General features: G+C 71.3%; 1 protein-coding gene. It reads right to left on the reverse strand.

All coding sequences use genetic code 11. The features are described 5' to 3' along the window. The coding region (locus ABD323_RS43400) for an AMP-binding protein (protein WP_344447528.1) at positions 1-635 on the reverse strand (635 nt) is incomplete at its 3' end. Positions 636-654 lie beyond the last annotated feature (19 nt).

Raw genomic sequence — 654 nt, forward strand, 5'->3', positions numbered from 1 at the left:
ACGCCCTTGGGCTCGCCGGTGGAACCGGAGGTGTGGATCACGTAGGCCGCACTGTTCGGGTGGATCTCCAGGCCCAGGTTCCCGGCCGGCCCGTCGTCCGGGTCGTCCACCAGAACCGCTTCGGTGCACGGGAGTTGGCCCAGCGTCGCCCGGTCGGTGACCACCGTGTCGGCCACCGCCAACAACCTCGCGATCCGCTCCGCCGGATAGTCCGTGTCCACCGGCACGAACGCACCACCGGCCTTCAACACCGCGAACAGCGCCACCACCGACTCCACCGAACGCGGCAACGCCAACGCCACCAACCGCTCAGGGCCCACCCCCGCCGCCACCAACCGCCGCGCCAACCGGTTCGCCCGCGCGTTCAACTCACCGAACGACAACGACACCCCCGCACAGACCACCGCCGACACCTCCGGCGTCCGCACCACCTGCGCCTCGAACAACTCCGGCAGGACGGCGGCCGAGAACTCCACCCCCGTGTCGTTCCACTCCCCCAGCACCAGGTGGCGCTGTTCCGCCGACAGCGCGTCCACGCCGTGCACCGGACCCGCCGGGTCCGCCACCAGCTGCGCCAGCACCCGCGGCAACGCCACCGCGATCGACTCGACCGTCTCCCGGTCGAAGAGATCCACCGCGTACTCCAGCGCACCG

The organism is Kitasatospora nipponensis (assembly GCF_039528135.1).
Lineage (GTDB): Bacteria > Actinomycetota > Actinomycetes > Streptomycetales > Streptomycetaceae > Kitasatospora > Kitasatospora nipponensis.